The organism is Stenotrophomonas sp. 8(2023) (assembly GCF_030345295.1).
GTDB lineage: Bacteria > Pseudomonadota > Gammaproteobacteria > Xanthomonadales > Xanthomonadaceae > Stenotrophomonas > Stenotrophomonas muris.
On the sequence record NZ_CP128404.1, the window covers coordinates 1866013 to 1887288 of the forward strand.

The following is a 21276-nucleotide window of genomic DNA, read 5'->3' on the forward strand; positions in this document are numbered from 1 at the left end:
CGACCCCGTCAGGACCCCATCCTGCGGTGGGCGAGGGGGCCTGAATCAGGGACAATAGCGTCCCCGCCGCCCCACGCCTGCTCCCGATGACCGATTCCGCCCCCCAGCACCCTGCCCGCATCCTTGATGGCCGCCGCATCGCCGAGGACCTGCTCGACAGCCTGAAGGTGCGCGTCGACGCCCGCGTGGCGGCCGGTGGCAGCCGCCCGGGCCTGGCCGTGGTGCTGGTCGGTGGCGACCCGGCCTCGACCGTATACGTGCGCAACAAGCGCCGTGCCGCCGAGAAGGTCGGCATCGAGGCACACGACTACGATCTGCCGGCCGGTACCACCGAGGCCGAGCTGCTCGAGCTGATCGACCAGCTCAACGCCGATCCGAAGATCAACGGCATCCTGATCCAGCTGCCGCTGCCGGGCATCCCCGATGCGCGCCGGCTGATCCAGCGCATCGACCCGCGCAAGGACGTGGACGGCTTCCACCCGGAAAACGTCGGCCACCTGGCCCTGCGCGAGTTCGGCCTGCGCCCGTGCACCCCGCGCGGCATCACCACGCTGCTGGGCCACACCGACCAGCCGGTGCGCGGCCGCAACGCCACCATCGTGGGCGTGAGCAACCATGTGGGCCGGCCGATGGGCCTGGAGCTGCTGATTGCCGGCTGCACCGTGACCAGCTGCCACAAGTTCACCCCCAAGGACGTGCTGGAACAGGCCGTGCGCAACGCCGACATCCTGGTGGTGGCGGTAGGCCGCCCCGGCATCGTGCCGGGCGAGTGGGTGAAGCCGGGCGCGGTGGTGATCGACGTCGGCATCAACCGCTTGGATGACGGCCGCCTGGTGGGCGATGTCGGGTTTGAGGCGGCTGCCCAGCGGGCGAGCTGGATCACCCCGGTGCCGGGTGGCGTGGGCCCGATGACCGTGGCCACGTTGATGCAGAACACCCTGGAAGCGGCGGAAGCGCTGAGCTGACCTTTTGGGGTGGGGGCAACCGTTGGCCTGCTCCTGGTAGGTGCCAACCTTGGTTGGCACACATCCATCGGGGCCATCGGCCCATCTGGGGTGCCGGTGCCGGACGGATCGTGCCAACCAAGGTTGGCACCTACCAAAGGCGGTTCCGTGGGGGTTCCCAAGCGGCGCGTGGCCCCGGTCCGTCGCCCTGAACCGATCGCCGCCGGCGCGACACTGCGTCGCATCTACCCCCTGCCACGCGACGCGAAAACAGGGTAAAATGTCGCGCTTCCCCACATCTCGGGTATGCCGATGCTGCGCATCCAGGCTGAAGCACTCACTTACGACGACGTCTCGCTCGTCCCCGCCCACTCGACCATCCTGCCCAAGGACGTCAACCTCGAAACGCGGTTGACCCGAGACCTGAAGCTGAAGCTTCCGATCCTGTCCGCCGCGATGGACACCGTCACCGAAGCCCGCCTGGCCATCGCCATGGCCCAGCTCGGCGGCATGGGCATCATCCACAAGAATCTCAGCCTGGAACAGCAGGCCGCGGAAGTGGCCAAGGTCAAGAAGTTCGAGGCCGGTGTCATCCGCGACCCGATCACCGTCGGTCCGGAAACCACCATCCGCGACGTGCTGGCCCTGACCCAGGCGCACAACATCTCCGGCGTGCCGGTGGTGGGCAGCGACGGCCAGCTGGCCGGCATCGTGACCCACCGCGACATGCGCTTCGAGACCGAGCTGGACGACCCGGTCCGCCACATCATGACCAAGAAGGATCGCCTGATCACGGTCAAGGAAGGCGCCGCGTCTGATGAAGTGCTGCAGCTGCTGCACCGCAACCGCATCGAAAAGGTGCTGGTGGTCAATGACTCGTTCGAACTGCGTGGCCTGATTACCGTCAAGGACATCCAGAAGAACACCGACTTCCCCAACGCTGCCAAGGATCTGTCGACCCGCCTGCTGGTCGGCGCTGCCGTCGGCGTGGGTGGTGATACCGATCGCCGCGTGGAAGCGCTGGTCGCCGCCGGCGTGGACGTGATCGTGGTCGATACCGCGCACGGCCACTCGCAGGGCGTGCTGGACCGCGTCAGCTGGGTCAAGAAGAACTTCCCGAACGTGCAGGTCATCGGTGGCAACATCTGCACCGGCGAAGCCGCACTGGCGCTGCTGGACAGCGGCGCGGACGCAGTCAAGGTCGGCATCGGCCCGGGTTCGATCTGCACCACCCGCGTCGTCGCCGGCGTCGGCGTGCCGCAGGTCACCGCCATCGACCTGGTGGCCGAAGCCCTGCAGGACCGTATCCCGCTGATCGCCGACGGTGGCATCCGCTACTCGGGCGACATCGGCAAGGCGCTGGCCGCCGGTGCCTCGACCATCATGGTCGGTGGCCTGCTGGCCGGTACCGAGGAATCGCCGGGCGAGACCGAGCTGTACCAGGGTCGTTCGTACAAGAGCTACCGCGGCATGGGTTCGCTGGCTGCCATGGAGAAGGGGTCGAAGGACCGCTACTTCCAGGACGCCGCCACCGCCGACAAGCTGGTGCCGGAAGGCATCGAAGGCCGCGTGCCGTACCGCGGCCCGGTGGGCGGCATCATCCACCAGCTGATGGGCGGCCTGCGCGCCACCATGGGCTACGTGGGCTGCGCCACCATCGACGAGATGCGCAGCAAGCCCAAGTTCGTGAAGATCAGCGGCGCCGGCCAGCGTGAGAGCCACGTCCACGACGTGACGATCACCAAAGAGCCGCCGAACTACCGCGCCTGATGCGCTTGCGAACTGCTCTTGCGATCACGGGCAGCCTGCTGATGGCAGGCTGTTCGTTGTCCGAACCGCCGCCGCGCTCCGGGTCTCCGGGCGCGGCGGTTTCGCAATTGCAGGACGTACAGGCCTGCCAGAACGCATTCTCGCTGCCGAAGGGCTGGCAGGTGCAGGCCGCTGGCGAACAGCGCTGGCTGTTGAAAGGCACCGGCGAGCGCCCGCTGCAGGTCACCTTGCAATGCATTACCGAGCTGTGGGCTGGCCCGGAAGATCCGGTGACCGATTCGGTGCTGGGGCCGTTGGAGCCGAAGCGGATGAGCGCAGCGATGGCCGATTGGGGTACTGCGAAAGCATCTGGTTACCCGATGCACGCCTTTCAACGGCGCATCGTGCCCGGCACCGAGGTGCAGGAAATCGCCGAGCTGCCGCGCGCCGACCGCGCCAACCCCAACGCACCGCACGGCCTGCTGATGCTGCGCTGGGATGAGGAAGACCCCTCACATATTCAACAACGCGAGGCGTTCATCGCCACGCTGACGCAGAGCCTTGAAGCGCCGGGCGCTGCGAAAAACACCACTGGAACGGCACCATGACCAACATCCATAACGACAAGATCCTCATCCTCGATTTCGGCGCGCAGTACACGCAGCTGATCGCCCGCCGCATCCGCGAACTGGGCGTCTACTGCGAAATCTGGGCCTGGGACCACAACCCGGCCGAGATCGCCGCGTTTGGCGCCAAGGGCATCATCCTGTCCGGTGGCCCGGAATCGACCACGCTGCCGGGCGCCCCGGCCGCGCCGCAGGAAGTGTTCGACAGCGGCCTGCCGATCTTCGGCATCTGCTACGGCATGCAGACCCTGGCCGCGCAGTTGGGCGGTGCCACCGAAGCCGCTGACCAGCGCGAGTTCGGCCACGCCGAAGTGAACGTGATCAACCCCGATGCACTGTTCAAGGGCCTGAGTGACCACGGCGGCGAGCCGAAGCTGAATGTCTGGATGAGCCACGGCGACCACGTCTCCGTTGCGCCGCCGGGCTTCACCATCACCGCCACCACCGACCGCATTCCGGTGGCCGCCATGGCCAACGAAGAAAAGCGCTGGTACGGCGTGCAGTTCCACCCGGAAGTGACCCACACCCTGCAGGGCCAGGCGCTGCTGCGCCGCTTCGTGGTGGACGTGTGCGGCTGCCAGACCCTGTGGACCGCCGCCAACATCATCGACGACCAGATCGCCCGCGTGCGCGAACAGGTGGGCGATGACGAAGTGATCCTGGGCTTGTCCGGCGGAGTGGATTCGTCCGTGGTGGCTGCGCTGCTGCATAAGGCCATCGGCGAGAAGCTGACCTGCGTGTTCGTGGATACCGGCCTGCTGCGCTGGCAGGAAGGCGACCAGGTGATGGCGATGTTTGCCGAGCACATGGGCGTGAAGGTGGTGCGGGTGAATGCCGCCGACCGTTACTTCGCCGCGCTGGAAGGCGTGAGCGACCCGGAAGCCAAGCGCAAGATCATCGGCAACCTGTTCGTTGAGATCTTCGATGAAGAGTCGAACAAGCTGAGCAACGCCAAGTGGCTGGCGCAGGGCACCATCTACCCGGACGTGATCGAGTCGGCCGGCAGCAAGACCGGCAAGGCGCATGTGATCAAGAGCCACCACAACGTGGGCGGCCTACCGGAGCACATGAAGCTGGGCCTCGTGGAGCCGCTGCGCGAGCTGTTCAAGGACGAAGTGCGCCGCCTGGGCGTCGAGCTGGGCCTGCCGCGCACCATGGTCTACCGCCATCCGTTCCCGGGCCCGGGCCTGGGCGTGCGCATTCTGGGCGAAGTGAAGCCGGAATACGCCGAACTGCTGGCCAAGGCTGATGCCATCTTCATTGATGAGCTGCGCAAGGCGGACCTGTACGACAAGACCAGCCAGGCGTTTGCCGTGTTCCTGCCGGTGAAGTCGGTGGGCGTGGTGGGTGATGCGCGTGCTTATGAGTGGGTGATTGCGCTGCGGGCCGTGGAGACGATTGATTTCATGACGGCGCATTGGGCGCATCTGCCGTATGAGTTCCTGGGTACGGTGAGCAACCGGATCATCAATGAGTTGCGGGGGGTGTCGCGGGTTGTTTATGACATCTCGGGGAAGCCGCCGGCGACTATTGAGTGGGAATGAGTTGAAAGAACGAGGGCGCCGAGAGGCGCCCTTGTTCATCCATAGGATGGACTGAAGGCCTGCCTGTCACCTTGGCGTCCCTCTGGGGATGGCGCATTGCCGTTGTGGGGAGGTGATGCCTTGCAGACAATGTTCAGCTACCATTTCCTGAAACAAATGGGCGATAGCTATGCGCCACGCTGATAGTTCATCCCTCGCTCGTAAATTCCACAGTCAGTACTACACCAAGGCAGCTGTAGGTAGGCTGTTGGTCGCCTCACTGCGGCAGAACGATGTAGCAACAGCCTTGGAGCTGGGTGCCGGAGAGGGAGCCTTGATCGCCGCAGCCCGGGGACGTTGGCCAACTGCACATTTCGTGTCCGTTGATATAGACCCGAGGAATGCGCCCGCAGGAATTGCGACCTCTCGTTCTCACTTTGTCGACGACGCTTTGCGGCATGACCTGCCAGCCCGTATCGGTATGGCTGAAGGGAGTGCGGATCTAGCCTTGTGTAATCCACCCTTTGCCCTGCGCAATTGGGACAAGCGGTATCAGCGGATCCTCTCTCGTGCAGGTCTACCGACCGCAGGTGCTGCAACCTTTGGAGCTGACGCCTTCTTCATCGCGCAGAATCTGTGGCTGTTAAAGCAGAACGGCGAGCTGGGCGTCATAGTGCCGGCCGGATTAATTGTTGGGAGTAGGAGTCAAGCGATTCGCGAAGCACTGTTGGAGCAACATCAGGTTCATCAAGTAGTTGAACTGCCTGCTGGTGTCTTTAGTAATACCGAAGTTCGCACATACCTTCTTTGCCTTCAGAAGGGAAGTCGAACGAACGCGCCAGTCACCCTCCGGCGCCTTGATGTTGATGGGACTGAGGGAGTCCCTATTGCGATCAAAGCAGCGGAGGCTGCCTCTCGGATGGATTATTCACATTATGTGGCCGAGCATCGTTCAAGCATCAAACAGGCAAAGCTAGGCGATTTTCAAGTTCTTCGTGGGACCGTAGAGGTTGGCAGTGCGCGACGCTTGGGCGCAAGTCTTATCCACACCACAGATATACAAGGTGGGAACATAACTTGGGCGGACAATGGGATGGGCGAACTCCCAGTCTCTGTCGTTCGAGCCCGCCAAGGGGATTTACTTATTGCTAGGGTTGGCCGGAAATTTTTCGCAAAAATCGCTGTTTGGGAAGGCGATGAAGCGCCTCTGAGTGATTGTGTTTTTGCAATTCGCTCGACTACTTATGAGCCCTCTCAGCTGTTTGATGCCTTCACGAGCGAGGCCGGCCAGAGGTGGCTACAGGCGCACGCCCGAGGTGCATGTGCGCAGTACATAACCAAGGATGATCTTCAGATGTTTCCAGTGACGGAGTTTATTAAGTGACCGGGCCTTTGGCTGCAACGGACGTTGCATTTGTTGAGCGCGCGGACGAGCTTGACGAGGCTACGCTGGTCCGCAAAACTGTTGATAATCAGTTCTACCTGGACATTCGCCGTCGCCTTCTATCACAGGGCGCAAAATTGCTGGTCGGTCCGCGGGGCACTGGAAAAACTCACCAGATGCGCTTCGTTTATCAGGAGTGTGTCAGGGATTCCACTAAGCCCGCGGCAATATTCTCTAGCTTCTCCCGCTATGTGCGCCTTGAGCCGCTACTGAAGACATCTCGGTCGGCAGTTACTGTATTCCAATCTTGGGTTATAGCAAAAATATCTTTGGCTGGTTTCGCACTTTTGCGTGATATTGATCATCCTCTCGATAGGGTTGAGCGCTCCTACCTTGATTGCTTTGAGCTCAATAGTGAAGAGGCTGAGCGATTTGTTTCTTTCATCGAAAGCAGGGGGGGGAAGGAGGTAATTCCTCCAGAAGGATTTACGCTTGGGGCTCTCCATCAATGGTTTGATGAGCTGCTTCGGCTGTCCAATCGATCGCGTCTAATTGTGCTGCTTGACGACGCTGCGCTGTCAATGACTCCGGAGTATTTGGTTGAGTTCTTTAATATTTTCCAGGATCTGAAGTCTCCAACCGTCTCACCCAAGGCATCTGTCTATCCAGGTACGTCGCAATACGGGCCTAGACTGCATCTTCGACACGATGTCCAGCCGATCAATGCATGGCTTAGTATTGAAGATCCTGCATACGACGACACAATGAGTAAGCTCATCGATGCATGGTCGGTGCGCTTGGCAGAGCTACCCGAAGGTGTCGTAGATCTCTTCAAGTATGCGTCGTTCGGGGTGCCAAGGGTGCTGATGTCATTGCTCCGAGCTTACGTAGAGGGCTCTTGGGTCACAGTTCAGCAGGGTGTGAATGCTGTTATCGAGCAGCAGGTTGAGTTGATGATTGCGGAATATGAGTCGCTAGCCCAGAAAGTTCCTCAGTTCGGAACCGTAATCGGCGCGGGTGCGACGCTCTTTAACTCACTGGCTAACCAAGTTGCCGAAGCCAACCGTCAGCAAAAGGATTCACGTCAGGTCATTGTTGGTATCGCGGCGAAAGACATTCGTACGCTTGAGACCAGAATGCTTAGATTCCTGGTTGAAGTTGGCCTCCTTTATCCCATGTCATCGGTGAAGCACGGTGATGATCGTGCTTATTTGCGATTCATTCCGCATCTTGCTCCGCTGATATTCCGCAGGGCGTTTGAGCATTCTAGCGGCTTTTCGGCTAAGCGGCAGGTCGCTGTTTTGAGAGCCGATCACAAGCGTCAGCCCCTCAGGTTTTCGTTATCTAAGCTGCTTCCTGATGTGCATCTGCATCTCGACCTTGCTCGTTGCACACGATGTGATACATCAAGGCTCTCGGAAGTTCAGAAGTTCTGCCACAATTGTGGCGCTGAATTGATAAATCAGTCGGCTTACGAAGCATGCATGGCTCTTTCAATCGATGTCTTGCCTATAACTGAGCGACAGAAGGAAGCGCTTCGCGAGCAATTCTCCACAATTGGCGACATCATTGCTGCGCAAGATCCTGCCACCGAGTTGCGGACTTACGGACTGATCGGGCAAAGACGTGCCGCAAATATTGCGGAGAAGGCACAGAAGTACGTGGATGAGTATTTCTCATGAGCGCTCAGAAAGGTGCAGCCCAGAAGTCGCCCGTTTCGGCTTTGTATCTGGAAGCAACGATCACCCAGCCGATGACAACACTCCTTAGTCACGAGCTGATTGACCCGGATCTCGAGATTGACGCTCGATCTGCAATTGATCAATTTGTGGCCACGATTGAGGAGCTAAATGTTGTGCTTGCTCGGCACTCAAGGATGGGAGGAGCTGGCAAAGGCGAAGTTGAAGTTGCCACCGATAGTGATGGCGCTTCATTGGAGTCGTTATTTGCAATTGATGACTCAATCGAGGATTCCAATGGGATTGAGATTGATCTGTGCAATCAAGAAGCATCAGATGGCGAGGGAATGGATGGAGCCGCTTTGCCAAAGAGCTCGAGCTCTTCTTCCGCTGAGGATGAGGTAACTCTGCAGCTAAATAATTTGGTCTTCTTGGGCTACATGTCCGCAGTAGAGAGCTACTTTCGCTGCCTGACGAGGCAGTTAATTCATGTTGATGAATATACTGCTGAGGCGGTTCAGGATGTGAAGATTGCATTTGGTGCGGCGAAGCACGCGGCACCAGGATTGCTTCCAGAAGTTCTTATGGAAGATATGACTTTTATTACTAATGACTCGATCAGGGATCTGCTAAATAAGGTCATTGGTGTGGGGGTTGACGGGGTTTCGGATCTAATCAAAGAGTACGACCGGATATGTCAATTGAGACACTGCATCGTACATCGATTCGGGAGGCTTGGCACACGCAACGCGATGAAGCTCGGGTTTGGTGTGCATAAGTCGTTGCTGGAAAGAAAGATAAAAATTCCTGGTGCCAAGCTTGAAGATATAGCGTTCAATCTTCTTAATTTCGTCAAGTCAATTAATAATCATGTGTACTCTGGCGTCATGAAACGAAGTTCTTCTCAAAGTTTGGATTGGCAATGGGATATTGATTCTGATAGGGAGGCATTCAGCCGGTACTATTCAATATTCCAGAAGACAACGTCCCCTGGTGAATCTCTCCATGTCGATGATGCGTACAATGCGTTTAGATCAACATTCGAGAAAGGTAGCGCGACTCAGGTCCAGAGGGCTAAGCAAGCCCGTCTCGCATAGCACCTAGGATTCCAATTGAGTGGATGGCGGTTGCCCATAATTGATCGTTGTTCGCTTGGAGGATGCTTACTCACTCCGGCCGAACCTCCCGACAAGCCCACTCAACCAACCCCCGGCAAGCCAGAAACAATCCATCCACAACTCCCTCATCCAAATGCCGCTCCGGTTCCGCTGCCACCCGGCAGCGGTCTGCCGCGTGTAGCAACTCCAGCACCGTCAACGCCCCGACCATCGCGCGCTCGCTCCTGGCCAGGCTCACACGTCGGCCGGGCGATACATCGGTTTCCGGCCAAGGGTGCCCATCAGCCCCCTCGCAGCCACGCATGCGCTTGAGGATGCCGAGGAGGTAGTTCAGGTCGGGCGGGGGAGTGTCTTCGTTGATGGGCTCAACAACGGTGTACGAAGAGAAGGTGTCGGATTCGTTCATGGCGTCGGCTTCCGTGGCTGTGCTTAACAGCGCCACCGTGAAGAGGTGGCGGACGATGCATGGCTGCAAACCGGGATGATGTAGCGTCATAGAACCGGTGGATCCGAAGACCCCCACGCACCGCCCGCCAGAAAGGCCGACGGATTGCCCGCCGGCACCGGTTAAGGACGGTGCCGGCGGGCAAGCGCAAACTACAGACGCGTACATCAATGCGGGTTTGCAGACCCGGCCACCCGTTGTCGGTGGCGCGTCATGTTGTTTACGCCGTCGCTCTGAATGCCAATAGAAATTCGCGAAGGAATCGCGGAATCCGAGAGCAGAGGACTATTGTTACACGCACCATTCGTGCAGCACGCGACACCGCCGGACGCATTCGCGCAGCTGCTCTGCTGATGGCGATTAAAACTGGCGCAATCGCCCACGCCACAAGCGAATAGCGCGACAGCCTTCTTTGCAACAGTTCTTAGTCCGCCTCGCTAAGCAACGGCGCCCGATCAGCCGCACATCCCGAAAAGCGGTTCAATCCCGACACCGTTAACAAGCCCCTGCCTCAACCGACGCCAGCCTCAGCCGCATTCCCCACCAGCAGCTCAATCATCGCCCGCGCCGCCGCTGACTGCCGACGATGCGGCGCATAGATCACCGAGAACGGGCGCGATCTCCCGCGCAACTGCGGCAGCACCTCCACCAGCTCCCCACGCTGCAGCCGCTCGCGCACGATGAACTCGTAGCTCTGGCAGATGCCGATGCCCTGTTCGGCCAGCGACACCACGCCCAGCACATCGTCGGAAGTCTCGATGGACGAACGCGGCAGCCAGTCCACGTCGCGCCCGCCGTCGCGGAAGATCCAGGGCGCCAGCCGCCCAGTACGCGGCATCACGAACGGCAGGCACAGGTGCTGCTGCAGGTCGTCCAGCGTCTGCGGCGTACCCCGGCGCTGCAGGTACTCCGGAGAAGCCACGAGCAGCAGCGGAGCGTCTTCCAGCTTTCGCGCCACCAGCCCGCTGTCCGGCAGCTGGCCCAGGCGGATGGCCAGGTCGAAGCCTTCGGCCACCAGGTCCACGTTGCGGTTGGTGATGTTCAGTTCCACCTGCACCTGCGGGTACTGCTGCGCAAAGCGCGCCAGCACGGGCGGCAGCCGGTAGTGGCCATAGGTGGTGGGTACACTCAGGCGCACGCAGCCGGCCAGCGCACCGTCCTGGGCCAGTACGTCGCGCTCGGCGTCGTCCAGCAGGCCGAAGGCGGTGCGCACCTGTTCCAGATAGAGCCGCCCGGCGTCGGTCAGGCCCACGCGGCGGGTGGTCCGCTGCAGCAGCTGCCGGCCCAGCCGCGCTTCCAGGCGGGTGACCGCGCGGCTCAGCACCGAGGGCGTGGTGGACAGCGCCACCGCGCCGGCCGTGAACGAGCCGTGCTCGACCACCGCCAGGAACACCTCCACATCGCCCAGGTAGTCGAACTTGCGGCTCATTTGGCTCTCCGGGGAACAGATGTTTTGCGATGCGGTCAATTTATCGCCGCTGGGGCGATGAATAAAGTGGCCACCATTCCCCGATAGGAGCTCCCCATGAATCTGATGACCCGGCTGGCCGCTGCGCTGGCCCTGACCCTGGCCGCAACCGGCGCGCAGGCCGCCAACGTGTTGGTGGTGCTGTCCGACGAAAACCACCTGGACCTGAAGGACGGCAAGGTGCTGTCTACCGGCTTCTATCTCAACGAGCTGATGCAGCCGGTCAAGCTGCTGCTGGACGCGGGCCACGAGGTGACCTTCGCCACACCGCAGGGACGGGCGCCCACCGTGGATGCGTCCTCGGTGACGCCGGCGTACTTCGGCAACGATGCCGCGCAGCTGACGCTGCACAAGGACCTGCTGGAGAAGCTGGCGCTGACCTCGCCGACGGCCTCGCCAGTGGTGAGCCTGGCGCGTGTCGAGCAGCAGGGCTACGCGCGGTTTGATGCGGTCTACATTCCCGGTGGCCACGCGCCGATGCAGGACCTGCTGAAGAGCCCCACGCTGGGCCGGTTGCTGGCCGACTTCCATCAGCGCAACAAGACCACCGCGCTGGTCTGCCACGGGCCGATCGCGCTGCTGTCCACGCTGCCGGATGCCGATGGTTTCGTGGCGAAGCTGGAAGCGGGTGCGATGCCGGCCACGCCGAAGTGGATCTACAGCGGCTACCAGATGACGGTGATCAGCAACCAGGAAGAAGAACAGGCCAAGCCCCTGCTGGGCGGTAGTGAGATGAAGTTCTACCCGCAGACGGCGCTGCAGCGGGCGGGTGCGAAGTTCAGTAGCAACACCACGCCGTGGACCGGGCATGTGGTGGTGGACCGCGAGCTGATTACCGGGCAGAACCCGGCTTCGGCGTTGGAGGTGGGGCAGCGGTTGGTGGAGCGGTTGAAGTAGGGCGGGGCCTGCACAGCAGGCTGCCAGCCTTGGGGGCCGAGGGGGCCAGCGCCTCGGCCTGTCTATGGAAGTGCCAACGTGGGCGGCAGAGAGGGCATCAGCCCTTCGCGAGCGCTGCCCCTGACAGATCTTCAATCTGGGACAGCGCATGACGCGTCGCGGCCCAATCGCCGGCGTGCCTGATCGCTACGCCTCCGGCCGCTGTCCAGGCATCACAGTTCGCTTCGAAATCGTCGATCAGAACATCGCCCGGCTGGTGCATGAAAAGAGGCTTGTGCCTGCCGCCGAGCACAGGCAACACCAGGCAGGTTGCTGACAGGTGTTCGCGGACCCACTGTCGCTTCTGCATCGCGGCGAGCGGATAGTTCGCTTTCGGGCAGGCAGTGAGAATCACCGGGTTCAAGTGGTGGATGCTGTGGAAGAACTCCACTGCACCGTGCATCGGCGGTAGGTCGCGAAAGAACGACGGGTGGTTGTTGATGTGCCCCCACATTTCATCGTCGGCAAGCAAGCGATGGTCCAGGCCAAACAGGGCGGGAAATGCCGCGTCGAAGTCGGCCATGACACCATCAAGATCTACGTAGATCGTGCGTCGGGATGCACTCGATCCACCTGCGTGCTGGTTGGCGAGCGGGTCCATCACCGGCATGGTCTTCACATCGTCAGCGTTCATTTGCGCGTTCTCCTTTCAAGAGTGGGCTTTCTTCTTCATCGGTTCCCCAGTAGCGGGGCAAAGTGCTTGGTGATTGCGACAGATATGGCAGCAATCGCGATGCCGCTGGCGTCGGTCCAGGGCGAAAGAGTGATGGCCTGCAACCCCGCCAATGCGGAACGCCAGAGTGCCTTTTGAGTCCATCAGGCGCTGCTGCAGCGGGACGGTGCACCGTGCCGTAACAACACAATACGGGCACCACCAACCAGAATTGAAACTGAGATGGGCATCGCCTCACGGCGATGCCGCCCGGCAGATGCCGTAATCGGCACGCTTGAAATGCGGTATATATCGCGGCGATTCTTCAAAGGCGTGCCGAGTGGCTGCTCTGGCCGTTGCCCAAGACGCATGGCCCCAGCCACTGGCTCATTTCGCCAACCAAGGAGCAATCTGGCGCGCTGGTGATTGGATAATCCCAACGCGCTACGGAAAGGCCGAACGGGGATATGCCTGTGGCGCTCGTTCCAGACTGATCCAGGAACGTCACTGAACATGCATGTCCAGGCGCACTCAATATATCACGCCGACCAGCGCTAGCGGCTTGAACCCGCTCGATCTCCAGCAGTTTGATTGGGCAGGGCAAGGCTGGCATGGCACCATGGTGGGCTGGCCTCGTCCTTCCGGCCGGGGCCGTTTTCCCAGGGAAGCCCACCAACACGACATGCGAACGTCCTTCTTCATTCTCTCCGCCCTGTGCCTTGGCCTGCTGTCCGGCTGTGCCAGTGGCCCAGAGGAGCACGCCTCAAGCCGCGAGATCACCAGTGCGTTCGTGGCCGACGACGGCCAGCTGTACCTGTTGCCGCGCTATGACGAGCCCATGCGCTTCAATGCCGCGCCGTTCCGCGAGTACCGCGCGCTGATGGACAGCCCGCTGCGCGAGGCGGTGGCCTGCGCGCAGATGTACTTCCATGAGGATTGGCGCGACCCGGCCAACAAGTCCAAGGTGCACGGCAGCTATGCGCTGCTGCTGCGGCCGGAGCAGGTGACGGCGAAGCAGGCCGCGCAGTTCAAGCTGGAGCGGATTGAGGTCCCCCCGCGCGAGGCCAAGGCCGTGGAGGAGCGGGCGCGCTACTACCTGCCGATGGACCGGACCCGCTACGCGCTGGCGTTTGACCGGGCCTGCAATCTTTCAAGGAAGGGCGGCAGCTATTACAGCGCACTGTTCGAGGGCGATGGCGAGCAGGTGCAGTTGCCGGATGCTGCGGCACTGGCGGAGAAGGGGAAGCTGGCACAGCCGATCAATGCGCGCGCGCAACGGATCCTGCCGGAGAGGGAGGACAAGCCGGGTGTGGGTTCGGCGGCGGGCAAGGTGCTCGGCGCGGCGCTGATCCCTGTGGCGGTGCCGGTGTTTGTGCTGAGCCTGCCGTTCCTGGGGCCGGATCATTGGAAGTGAAAAGGCGTTGAAGCCAGAGCATCCACGCGTGGCGTGGATCTACCCGGGCCTCGTCAGTGCCTGAACATTCATCCTGGAGATCTGTGTGCCTAGCACGCTGGAAACTGTTTTGAAGACTGTAGGTTTCATTGTCCTCGCGGCCCTTCCGTTGGTGATCCTCTGGTTCACCCTTCGGCGGATGTCAGCAACTGCTCGCTCGTCCGTGAAATCGGGGCTGCATTTGCATGCGCCGCGCCGGATTTCCGGCAGGTCCATGACCTTGGTGATGGTGGATGGAAAAGAGGATCGGGAGCACTACTTCTTTGATGCGGCGTCCTTTTACCTACGGCGTGGGCCGGTGCCCACGGCGATTCCGCTTTCGCAGATCAACTCAGTCACTCGCACCTCCGACAAGATCTACGGACGTTATGTCTGGCAGGTGTGCTTCAGCAAAGCATCGGGCAGAAAGTGCGTGACGTTCACCAACAACCTGACGCTGTTCAATCGCGATTTCCTGCTGTTCCTGGAGGCGGTGCGGAAGGCCAATCCACTGGCGACCGTTGATCGGGTGGGCATCCTCTTCTAGAGCGTGTTTGAAGTTCGGTATGAACAGTGTCACTGCAATGGCATCACAGCGCGCAGCCCCTGTGTGACCGATGTAATCGATGAGAAATGGGCGTTTGTTGCGCGGTATCTGATACCGAAGCATTCTCATGCGTGGCAGTGCAAGCATGATCTGCGATGAACACGCAAAGCCCGTAACATGGAACGAGGTCCGCTCGTTCCTGCGCGCGACGCAAAGCGTGGGCCTTGGTACCTGTGACGAAGACGCATTTGAGATAATTGTCGAGACGACTTACGTTTACGGCATGCGGTCAATCTCTGCGGAGTAGTTCATGATGATGTGCCGATCCACGCTGGACGTCTCCCTGATTCATGCCTATGCGCTTCCTCTCGGCATATGCGTGGCAGCAGCCGTGGTTCTGATCGCAGTATGGCTGGCACCCCGCTCTGGCGGGGTGCCAGCCAGGAATATTGCGCTCGGCTCGGCGCTGGCCGTTGTTGTCGTAGTTGCCTTTGGCCTCGTATATCAAGCGCGGACAGCGTACATCGCCATTACAGATGGCCAGCTGATTGGGTCAGCAGCGTTTGTCCGACTGCAGCTCCCGCTTTCCAGTGTCGCGTGGCAGGACGCTTCCGATGCTTCAAGGATCACGCTGCCTCACCGGCAACTTGGGACCAGCACCGGGGGCGTTGAACTTGGCAAGTTCGGCATGCAGAACGGTCGCAACGTCTTCGTGCTGCGCACGGATCGTAGCTCTGTTCTCGTCACAGCCAGAGGGGATATTGACTTGATTCTGGACCGGCGTCTTTACGAACAGCTCAAAGCATGCTTGGATCAGGTGAGTGAGACCGGCGGCCATCGAGGAACACTGCAATGATCAGCAGGAAGTACTGGTTTACCAGGAAGAAGTACGGATGGGGCTGGGGGATGCCGTGCGCGTGGCAAGGCTGGCTTGTGTACGCAGTCGCATTCGGCTTGCTACTGGCGGGTCCGTTTCTGTTCTCTCCATTTCGCGAGCCCATCGCGTTTCAGCTCTACACGTGGGCCGTGGTGTTGGTGCTTGTCCTTATCTGCTGGATGAAAGGCGCCCCGCCCGGTTGGCGGTGGGGGGAGTAGAACGGCCGCAGAAGCTATTTTCGGACGTGTTCGATCCGCCGGGCAAAGCATGGATGCATTGCCCTTGTGGGAGTCGGACAGCATCGCCAGCGGGCCACGGATGCGTCCCCTCTGAGGCGTACCGTCCGTTTTGAAAGAACGCTGGACACTTCCCTCGGCGGCTACCCAACGCGTTCTAACCGTTAATTGACCAATGTAGCGTCGCTGAAGCGGGGCGCCGGCAAAGCTACACTGACCACCTACGCCCAATGGAAACTCACCCATGTTCAGTGGAAAGGTTGCGGTGGTCACCGGCTCCACCAGCGGTATCGGTCTTGGCATTGCCACCGCGCTGGCCCGGCAAGGCGCCGACATCGTGCTGAACGGCTTCGGCGATGCGGCGGAGATCGAACGCATCCGTTCCAAGCTGGAAACCGAGTTCGGCGTGCGCGTGGCGCATGACGGCGCCGACCTTTCCCATGGCGAGGCAGTGCGCGGCATGATCGACCACGCCGTCGCGACGATGGGCCGCATCGACATCCTGGTAAACAACGCCGGCATCCAGCACACGGCGTCGATCGAGGAATTCCCCGTCGAGAAGTGGGACGCGATCCTGGCGCTGAATCTCTCGGCGGTGTTCCATGCAACGGCGGCGGCCTTGCCCCACATGAAGCAGCAGGGCGCCGGCCGCATCATCAGCATTGCGTCGGTGCACGGGTTGGTGGGCTCGGTGAACAAGTCGGCCTACGTGGCGGCCAAGCATGGCGTGGTGGGCTTCACCAAGGTGACCGCGCTGGAGAATGCGGGGACCGGCATTACCGCCAATGCGATCTGCCCGGGCTGGGTGCGGACGGCGCTGGTCGAGCAGCAGATCACCGCGTTGGCCGAGCGCGAAGGCACGGATCAGGAGACCGCCGCGCGTGCGCTGCTGGCTGAAAAGCAGCCGTCGTTGCAGTTCGTGACGCCTGAGCAGCTGGGACAAATGGTGGTGTTCCTGGCCTCGGACGCAGCGGCGCAGATTACCGGCACGGCGCTGCCGGTGGATGGGGGCTGGACGGCGCGCTAGCTGGCTGGCTGCGCCTTTCGCTGCAGCATCGGCAGCGCCACCAGCGTGGCGAGGAGGGTGAACAGCACCAGCGACGAGCCCACCGTGCCGAAGCCCAGGCCGCCCTTTTCCAGCGGCTTGGTGAGCAGATCGCCGAAGGTGGCGCCGAACGGGCGGGTGAGCACGAAGGCGCTCCAGAACAGGATGACCCGGTTGATGCCCTTGATGCGGCTGGCCAGTGCGGTGAGCGCGATGAGGCTGCCGATCAGCAGTGCGCCGCCGGTGAAGCCCAGTCCGGAATCGTCGGCGAGGAAATCACCCAGCGCGGTGCCGAGCGTGTTGGAGAACAGCACGGCGGTCCAGTAGAAGCCTTCGGCACGGCGCGATGCGATGTTGCTGACCGAGATCGACTTTTCCGACACCCGCCAAGCCAGCAGCACCAGCGCCAGGCAGCCGGCCAGCAGACTGGCGCCGGTGGCGTAGCCCAGGCCGAGCGTGCGGTCGATCAGGTCGGACAGGGTGGTGCCGGCAGTGCTGGTCGCCAGCACCACCGACCAGAACAGCACCGGATGGAAGCGCCGCGCCGACAGTTGCAGGCCCAGCAGGCCGGCGAAGATCGCCAGCAGGATGGCCGAGCTGGCCACGTAGCCCAGGTTGAGCGTCATCGACAGCAGATCGCCCGCAGTCTCGCCGAGGGTGGTGGCGGCGATCTTCATCACCCAGAAACCGAGGGTGACCGCCGCCACTTTGCTGCGCAGGGAATCTGCGTCTGAAGCGCGCATCGAACGTCGCCTGGGGAGCCCGCGGGTGATGCTGTGGCGGGCGGCGTCGGAGTGCAGTCGGAACCAGGTTTGGCGAGGGTGAGCGTGGGGGCGGCGTTCAGCCGGCGCTGGCGGGGGCCGAAAGGCGCGGCAGCAGGGCGCCCCAGTCGGCCACGAAGCAGCCGTCGCGGCCGCGGTTGCATTCGGTGATCCACGCGTCCAGCGATTCGCTCTGTGCGCGGTAGCCGCTGACATCGCCCAGGACGGCGAAGTGCAGGCGGTAGTTCACCAGCATTTGCAGCCATTGCCCGGCCATGCCGGAGCGCAGCTCGAAGAAGTCTGCCGAAAGGCGCTGCACCGGCACGGCGATCCACTCGGCCTGGTGCCCAAGGGCATCGCCGACCAGGTCGCGTAGGGCGCCGGCATCAAGCATCGGGCCCTGCGGGTCGACGCGCAGGATGCGGGTGGTGCCGATGTGTTCCAAGTGTGGGTGCATGACGCTCTGAAGTCCGTATCGTCCTTCCAGTATGGCCGTGGAAGGGGAGCGACGGCGAGCAGATGCAGCATGAATCTGGCGAACGAACGCGTTAGGCTGCGCCGGGCGCCCGCACGAGGCGGGTTCACGATACCGGGAAAGGGCATGGCAGGGTGGAAAGGACGTTCGTTGTTGATGGCGGTGCTGGTGTGCTCGGGTCTGCCGGCTGCGGCCGCCGAGCTATGCACGGCCAGTGCCTACGGTGACGGGCAGGGCAACATCGTGGTGCTCGGCGCACCCGCTGCGGCACCGGCCACGGGGCAGCGCTATCTGATGGTGGACGGGCGACGTGGCGCCACCGGTGATGCCAACGCGCCGGTGAGCTGCAGCGACGATGTGGTCAGCTTCAGGTCGTCTGCGGGAGCCACGCAGCGCTGGCAGCGACTGCCGACCCGCGATACCGATGCAACGTTCATCAGCGCGGGAACCAAGCTGGTTGGGCAGTTGATCGAGCCGGCAGGGCCGGCCGACCCGACGCGACCGCTGGTGGTGCTGGTGCACGGCTCGGAACGCACGATGGCGGCGGCGGCCATCTACCAGCGCATGCTGGTGGCGCAGGGGATTTCGGTCTTCGCTTACCAGAAGCGTGGGACCGGCGATTCGGAAGGCGAGTACACACAGAACTTCGAGCTGCTGGCCGACGACGCGGCGGCGGCGCTTGCCAAGGCGCGCGAACTGGCGAGAGGCCGGTTCGGCCGCGCCGGCTACTTTGGTGGCAGCCAGGGCGGCTGGATCGCGCCGCTGGCGGCGACCCGCTCGCAGGCGGATTTCATGGCGATCGGCTTCGGGCTGGTGGTGTCGCCCATCGAGGAGGACCGCGAGCAGTTGTTCGACGAGGCACGGCGCATGCAGCTGGATGCAACGGCGATGAAGCAGGTCGGCCAGCTTTCAGACGCGACCGCGCAGTTGATGCGCACGCATTTCACTGAAGGGTTCGAGGCGCTGGCGAAGGTGCGTACGCAGATCGGTGCCGCACCGTGGGCAAAGAACATCAGCGGCGAGTACAGCGGCGACATGCTGCGCATGAGTGACGCTGACCTGCGCCGGATCGGTCGCGCGCGATTCGACAACCTGGAACTGATCTGGGACTACGACGCCGAGGCCGCGCTGCGCCGCCTGAAGGTGCCGTTGCTGTGGGTGCTGGCCGAGCAGGACCGCGCCGCGCCGATTGCCGCCACGCGTTCGATCCTGTCGCGCCTGCGCGCGTCGGGGCAACCGATCGACACCTACCTGTTCCCGGATACCGACCACGGCATGGTCGAGTTCCGCACCGATGCCGAGGGCCATCGCGTGTCGACGCGGATCACCGACGGCTACCTGCGCCTGCTGGCCGATTGGATCAAGCAGGATGTGCATGGCAGTTATGGACGTTCGCGCAGATTGAGCGATTGACCGGCCAGGGAGCGCTGGCGGCGGATGGCGCTCCGCCGCCGATTGCGGCACGAATCAGTTCGGCTTCGCAAACACATCCAGCCCCTTGCCCGTCTCCAGCAGCGACTTCAGGCTGGACAGCACGATCGGCCAGCCCTGGCGGATGCCGGTATCCATGCCGCTGCCGGGTTCCAGTTCCTCATGGGTAACCGTCAGCCGCACCATGTCCTGGTAGGGCACGATGTCGAAGGTGACGCGGCTGTAGGCAGCGGGATTGTCGGCCTGCGAGGCGGCTGCCCAGGTGATGACCAGGCGCGAGGGCGGGGTGCTTTCCACCACTTCGCCGACCAGCTCGACCGAGCGCGTTTCATTTGCACGCACGTGCTGCCAGCGCGAGCCCGGTTTCCAGTCCGAGACGTTCTCGTGGCCCCAGTAGCGACTGGCGATCTCGGGGCGGGTGATGGCCTCGAACACCTTCTGTGGGGTGGAGGCGATATAGATCACGTGGATGAAGCGGGTTGACTCTGCGGACATCGTCATTCTCCTTCCAGTTCGCGTTTCAGGTCATGCAGCAGGCTCAGGCGCTGCTGCTCGAACTTGCGTACCCAGCGTTCGTAGACTTCATGCAGGGGCACCGGGTTGATGAAGTGCAGCTTCTCGCGGCCACGGCGCACGGTGCTGATCAGGTTGGCGTCTTCCAGCAGGCCCAGGTGCTGGGTGACCGATTGCCGGGCCATGTCCAGGTGTTCGCACAGCTGGCCTAGCGTCTGCCCGTTGTCCTTGCAGAGCAGATCCAGCAGCGTCCGGCGCGTGGGATCGGCCAGTGCCTTGAACACCTTGTCTGCGTCGCGCAGGTGGTCTACCGCCATGGGGAGGTCTTCAATTCCAGTTGTCGATCCTGACGTCGTGTGGGTTGGGCTGGCCCTTGCCGGTTTCCAGCAGTGCCTTCAGGCTCATCAGGAACACCGCCCACTTGGTGCTGCAGTGGGAGGTGAACTCGACACGTTCCTTCCAGCCTTCGTGGGTGAACAGCACGATGCAGTAGTCGCCTTCCTGCTTCAGCGCGAAGCGCGCGTGGGTGCCGATCCATTCGGCGGGGCCGGCGTGGAACCGCCACAGCACGAGCTCGCCTGGAACAAGCTGCTCAAGCTTCATCTCCATGGCGCCGATTTCCTGGCCGTTGTTGGTGAAACGGACCTTGACCGTGCCGCCGGCTTCGCGGTCGCCGTGCGCGTCTTCGGCCCACCAGGCGGCCACGCCTTCGGGGGTGGCCAGCGCCTGGTACACCTGGCTTGCGGGGGCCTTGATGCCGACCCTGTGTGCGATATCCACCATTGCAGGTTCCTCGCGATGGGCTGGCAGGCGCCGCCCTTGAGTGGACTATATGCAGGTAAATGCCTGCATGTCAAACCCGCCACGAACGCCCGGGCCTGGTAGTGCCGGCCGCTGGCCGGCATCCCGGTGGAGTTGGGTGCGTGCAGTTGCCGGCCAGCGGCCGGCACTACCGGGGGCGATGCTTCAGTTCTCGCCGTCCTGAAGGGCGGCATGCAGTTTGTCGGTGATCTGCTGCAGTGCGGCACGATCATCCGCGGAGAGATGGTCGAGAAAATACCGGCGGACACCGGCGGCGTGTACCGGCCGTGCCGCGCGCAGCTGCGCGTGCCCTTCTGTGGTCATGCGGATCACTACGACGTTTTCGCTGTCGGTATCGCGTTCGATCAGGCCACGACCCGCCATGCGGGTCAGCTGGTGCGAGAGGCGCGTCTTGTCCCATTCCAGGTAGTCCAGCAGTTCGCGCTGGCGGCGGCAGCGATCCTTGGACTGGTTCAGCTCCATCAGCACGATGAAGTCGGCCCTTGAGAGCCCGGTGCTGCGGGTGATGTCCTGGACGATGCGGCCGGAGGTGATTTCTGCCATGCGCCGGAAGCCGCGCCAGGTGGCCCATTCGTCGGGTGTGATGCTGGGGGAGGTCATGGCCGAACGTTGC

At 62.3% G+C, this 21276-nt stretch carries 22 protein-coding genes; 13 read left to right on the plus strand and 9 right to left on the minus strand.

The window, feature by feature from the left end:
* Positions 1–86 precede the first annotated feature (86 nt).
* The 7 genes from folD to QP609_RS08785 all read left to right on the plus strand — a co-directional run bounded on the left by folD (position 87) and on the right by QP609_RS08785 (position 9002).
* Positions 87–965, plus strand: coding sequence for a bifunctional methylenetetrahydrofolate dehydrogenase/methenyltetrahydrofolate cyclohydrolase FolD (gene folD, locus QP609_RS08755; RefSeq protein ID WP_069117134.1), 879 nt, complete (start codon positions 87–89; stop codon positions 963–965).
* 291 nt (positions 966–1256) lie between these two features.
* Positions 1257–2714, plus strand: coding sequence for an IMP dehydrogenase (gene guaB / locus QP609_RS08760; RefSeq protein ID WP_032958143.1), 1458 nt, complete (start codon positions 1257–1259; stop codon positions 2712–2714).
* A 107-nt stretch (positions 2715–2821) separates the two neighbouring features.
* Positions 2822–3301: a hypothetical protein gene (locus tag QP609_RS08765; protein ID WP_197576143.1), complete on the plus strand. Its 480-nt coding sequence runs from the start codon at positions 2822–2824 to the stop codon at positions 3299–3301.
* Entirely contained in the window at positions 3298–4863 is a 1566-nt protein-coding gene (gene guaA / locus QP609_RS08770) for a glutamine-hydrolyzing GMP synthase (RefSeq protein WP_019337532.1), read from the plus strand. The genes QP609_RS08765 and guaA overlap by 4 nt, the downstream gene beginning before the upstream one ends.
* Before the next feature lie 169 nt (positions 4864–5032).
* Positions 5033–6226, plus strand: coding sequence for an N-6 DNA methylase (locus QP609_RS08775; protein WP_099605278.1), 1194 nt, complete (start codon positions 5033–5035; stop codon positions 6224–6226).
* Positions 6223–7908 carry a hypothetical protein gene (locus tag QP609_RS08780; RefSeq protein ID WP_143572905.1) on the plus strand — a complete coding sequence of 562 codons (1686 nt, stop codon included), beginning with the start codon at positions 6223–6225 and terminating at the stop codon, positions 7906–7908. The genes QP609_RS08775 and QP609_RS08780 overlap by 4 nt, the downstream gene beginning before the upstream one ends.
* Positions 7905–9002 (plus strand): hypothetical protein, encoded by a 1098-nt coding sequence (locus QP609_RS08785; RefSeq protein WP_099605276.1) that lies wholly within the window; start codon positions 7905–7907, stop codon positions 9000–9002. The genes QP609_RS08780 and QP609_RS08785 overlap by 4 nt, the downstream gene beginning before the upstream one ends.
* Before the next feature lie 70 nt (positions 9003–9072).
* On the opposite strand, the gene QP609_RS08790 is transcribed toward QP609_RS08785, so the two are convergent.
* Positions 9073–9429 (minus strand): hypothetical protein, encoded by a 357-nt coding sequence (locus tag QP609_RS08790; RefSeq protein WP_197621540.1) that lies wholly within the window; start codon positions 9427–9429, stop codon positions 9073–9075.
* Between the two features lie 550 nt (positions 9430–9979).
* The gene (locus QP609_RS08795; protein WP_197621541.1) at positions 9980–10897 is read right to left on the minus strand and encodes a LysR family transcriptional regulator; all 918 of its coding nucleotides are present in this window, start codon (positions 10895–10897) and stop codon (positions 9980–9982) included.
* A gap of 96 nt (positions 10898–10993) precedes the next feature.
* On the opposite strand from QP609_RS08795, the gene QP609_RS08800 reads away from it, so the two are divergent.
* Positions 10994–11833 (plus strand): type 1 glutamine amidotransferase domain-containing protein, encoded by an 840-nt coding sequence (locus QP609_RS08800; RefSeq protein WP_197621542.1) that lies wholly within the window; start codon positions 10994–10996, stop codon positions 11831–11833.
* A 97-nt stretch (positions 11834–11930) separates the two neighbouring features.
* On the opposite strand, the gene QP609_RS08805 is transcribed toward QP609_RS08800, so the two are convergent.
* On the minus strand, positions 11931–12506 hold the full coding sequence (locus QP609_RS08805; RefSeq protein ID WP_197621543.1) for a hypothetical protein: 576 nt from the start codon (positions 12504–12506) through the stop codon (positions 11931–11933).
* Positions 12507–13206: 700 nt separating this feature from the next.
* Between QP609_RS08805 and QP609_RS08810 the strand changes: the two genes are divergently transcribed.
* From QP609_RS08810 to QP609_RS08825, 4 genes are all read left to right on the plus strand, one after another.
* Positions 13207–13938: a hypothetical protein gene (locus QP609_RS08810; RefSeq protein ID WP_197621546.1), complete on the plus strand. Its 732-nt coding sequence runs from the start codon at positions 13207–13209 to the stop codon at positions 13936–13938.
* An 85-nt stretch (positions 13939–14023) separates the two neighbouring features.
* Complete coding sequence (locus tag QP609_RS08815; protein ID WP_289213938.1) at positions 14024–14503, plus strand: hypothetical protein; 480 nt, start codon at positions 14024–14026, stop codon at positions 14501–14503.
* 310 nt (positions 14504–14813) lie between these two features.
* On the plus strand, positions 14814–15359 hold the full coding sequence (locus QP609_RS08820; RefSeq protein WP_041863344.1) for a hypothetical protein: 546 nt from the start codon (positions 14814–14816) through the stop codon (positions 15357–15359).
* Between the two features lie 501 nt (positions 15360–15860).
* Positions 15861–16643, plus strand: a complete 783-nt coding sequence (locus QP609_RS08825; protein WP_164077639.1) for a 3-hydroxybutyrate dehydrogenase — start codon at positions 15861–15863, stop codon at positions 16641–16643.
* Here the strand turns inward: QP609_RS08825 and QP609_RS08830 are convergent.
* Positions 16640–17404 carry a hypothetical protein gene (locus QP609_RS08830; RefSeq protein ID WP_197621544.1) on the minus strand — a complete coding sequence of 255 codons (765 nt, stop codon included), beginning with the start codon at positions 17402–17404 and terminating at the stop codon, positions 16640–16642. The two genes, QP609_RS08825 and QP609_RS08830, sit on opposite strands and share 4 nt — an antisense overlap.
* A gap of 97 nt (positions 17405–17501) precedes the next feature.
* Complete coding sequence (locus QP609_RS08835) at positions 17502–17879, minus strand: DUF4180 domain-containing protein (protein ID WP_197574363.1); 378 nt, start codon at positions 17877–17879, stop codon at positions 17502–17504.
* Positions 17880–18023: 144 nt separating this feature from the next.
* Between QP609_RS08835 and QP609_RS08840 the strand changes: the two genes are divergently transcribed.
* Positions 18024–19310 (plus strand): alpha/beta hydrolase, encoded by a 1287-nt coding sequence (locus QP609_RS08840; RefSeq protein ID WP_197621545.1) that lies wholly within the window; start codon positions 18024–18026, stop codon positions 19308–19310.
* A gap of 54 nt (positions 19311–19364) precedes the next feature.
* Here QP609_RS08840 and QP609_RS08845 read toward each other — a convergent pair whose 3' ends face one another.
* From QP609_RS08845 to QP609_RS08860, 4 genes are all read right to left on the minus strand, one after another.
* The gene (locus tag QP609_RS08845) at positions 19365–19823 is read right to left on the minus strand and encodes an SRPBCC family protein (protein ID WP_069117095.1); all 459 of its coding nucleotides are present in this window, start codon (positions 19821–19823) and stop codon (positions 19365–19367) included.
* 2 nt (positions 19824–19825) lie between these two features.
* The gene (locus QP609_RS08850) at positions 19826–20158 is read right to left on the minus strand and encodes a metalloregulator ArsR/SmtB family transcription factor (protein ID WP_014646883.1); all 333 of its coding nucleotides are present in this window, start codon (positions 20156–20158) and stop codon (positions 19826–19828) included.
* Positions 20159–20168: 10 nt separating this feature from the next.
* On the minus strand, positions 20169–20624 hold the full coding sequence (locus QP609_RS08855) for an SRPBCC domain-containing protein (protein WP_197561650.1): 456 nt from the start codon (positions 20622–20624) through the stop codon (positions 20169–20171).
* Positions 20625–20807: 183 nt separating this feature from the next.
* Complete coding sequence (locus QP609_RS08860; protein ID WP_069117088.1) at positions 20808–21263, minus strand: MarR family transcriptional regulator; 456 nt, start codon at positions 21261–21263, stop codon at positions 20808–20810.
* Between the last annotated feature and the right edge of the window lie 13 nt (positions 21264–21276).

Coding starts and splice junctions, on each gene's coding strand:
- QP609_RS08800 (WP_197621542.1), top strand. CDS start 10,994: ATGAATCTGATGACCCGGCTGGCCGCTGCGCTGGCCCTGACCCTGGCC.
- QP609_RS08810 (WP_197621546.1), top strand. CDS start 13,207: ATGCGAACGTCCTTCTTCATTCTCTCCGCCCTGTGCCTTGGCCTGCTG.
- QP609_RS08805 (WP_197621543.1), bottom strand. CDS start 12,506: ATGAACGCTGACGATGTGAAGACCATGCCGGTGATGGACCCGCTCGCC.
- guaA (WP_019337532.1), top strand. CDS start 3,298: ATGACCAACATCCATAACGACAAGATCCTCATCCTCGATTTCGGCGCG.
- QP609_RS08785 (WP_099605276.1), top strand. CDS start 7,905: ATGAGCGCTCAGAAAGGTGCAGCCCAGAAGTCGCCCGTTTCGGCTTTG.
- QP609_RS08775 (WP_099605278.1), top strand. CDS start 5,033: ATGCGCCACGCTGATAGTTCATCCCTCGCTCGTAAATTCCACAGTCAG.
- QP609_RS08790 (WP_197621540.1), bottom strand. CDS start 9,429: ATGAACGAATCCGACACCTTCTCTTCGTACACCGTTGTTGAGCCCATC.
- QP609_RS08845 (WP_069117095.1), bottom strand. CDS start 19,823: ATGTCCGCAGAGTCAACCCGCTTCATCCACGTGATCTATATCGCCTCC.
- QP609_RS08825 (WP_164077639.1), top strand. CDS start 15,861: ATGTTCAGTGGAAAGGTTGCGGTGGTCACCGGCTCCACCAGCGGTATC.
- QP609_RS08860 (WP_069117088.1), bottom strand. CDS start 21,263: ATGACCTCCCCCAGCATCACACCCGACGAATGGGCCACCTGGCGCGGC.
- QP609_RS08830 (WP_197621544.1), bottom strand. CDS start 17,404: ATGCGCGCTTCAGACGCAGATTCCCTGCGCAGCAAAGTGGCGGCGGTC.
- QP609_RS08795 (WP_197621541.1), bottom strand. CDS start 10,897: ATGAGCCGCAAGTTCGACTACCTGGGCGATGTGGAGGTGTTCCTGGCG.
- QP609_RS08835 (WP_197574363.1), bottom strand. CDS start 17,879: ATGCACCCACACTTGGAACACATCGGCACCACCCGCATCCTGCGCGTC.
- QP609_RS08820 (WP_041863344.1), top strand. CDS start 14,814: ATGATGATGTGCCGATCCACGCTGGACGTCTCCCTGATTCATGCCTAT.
- guaB (WP_032958143.1), top strand. CDS start 1,257: ATGCTGCGCATCCAGGCTGAAGCACTCACTTACGACGACGTCTCGCTC.
- QP609_RS08850 (WP_014646883.1), bottom strand. CDS start 20,158: ATGGCGGTAGACCACCTGCGCGACGCAGACAAGGTGTTCAAGGCACTG.
- QP609_RS08840 (WP_197621545.1), top strand. CDS start 18,024: ATGGCAGGGTGGAAAGGACGTTCGTTGTTGATGGCGGTGCTGGTGTGC.
- folD (WP_069117134.1), top strand. CDS start 87: ATGACCGATTCCGCCCCCCAGCACCCTGCCCGCATCCTTGATGGCCGC.
- QP609_RS08855 (WP_197561650.1), bottom strand. CDS start 20,624: ATGGTGGATATCGCACACAGGGTCGGCATCAAGGCCCCCGCAAGCCAG.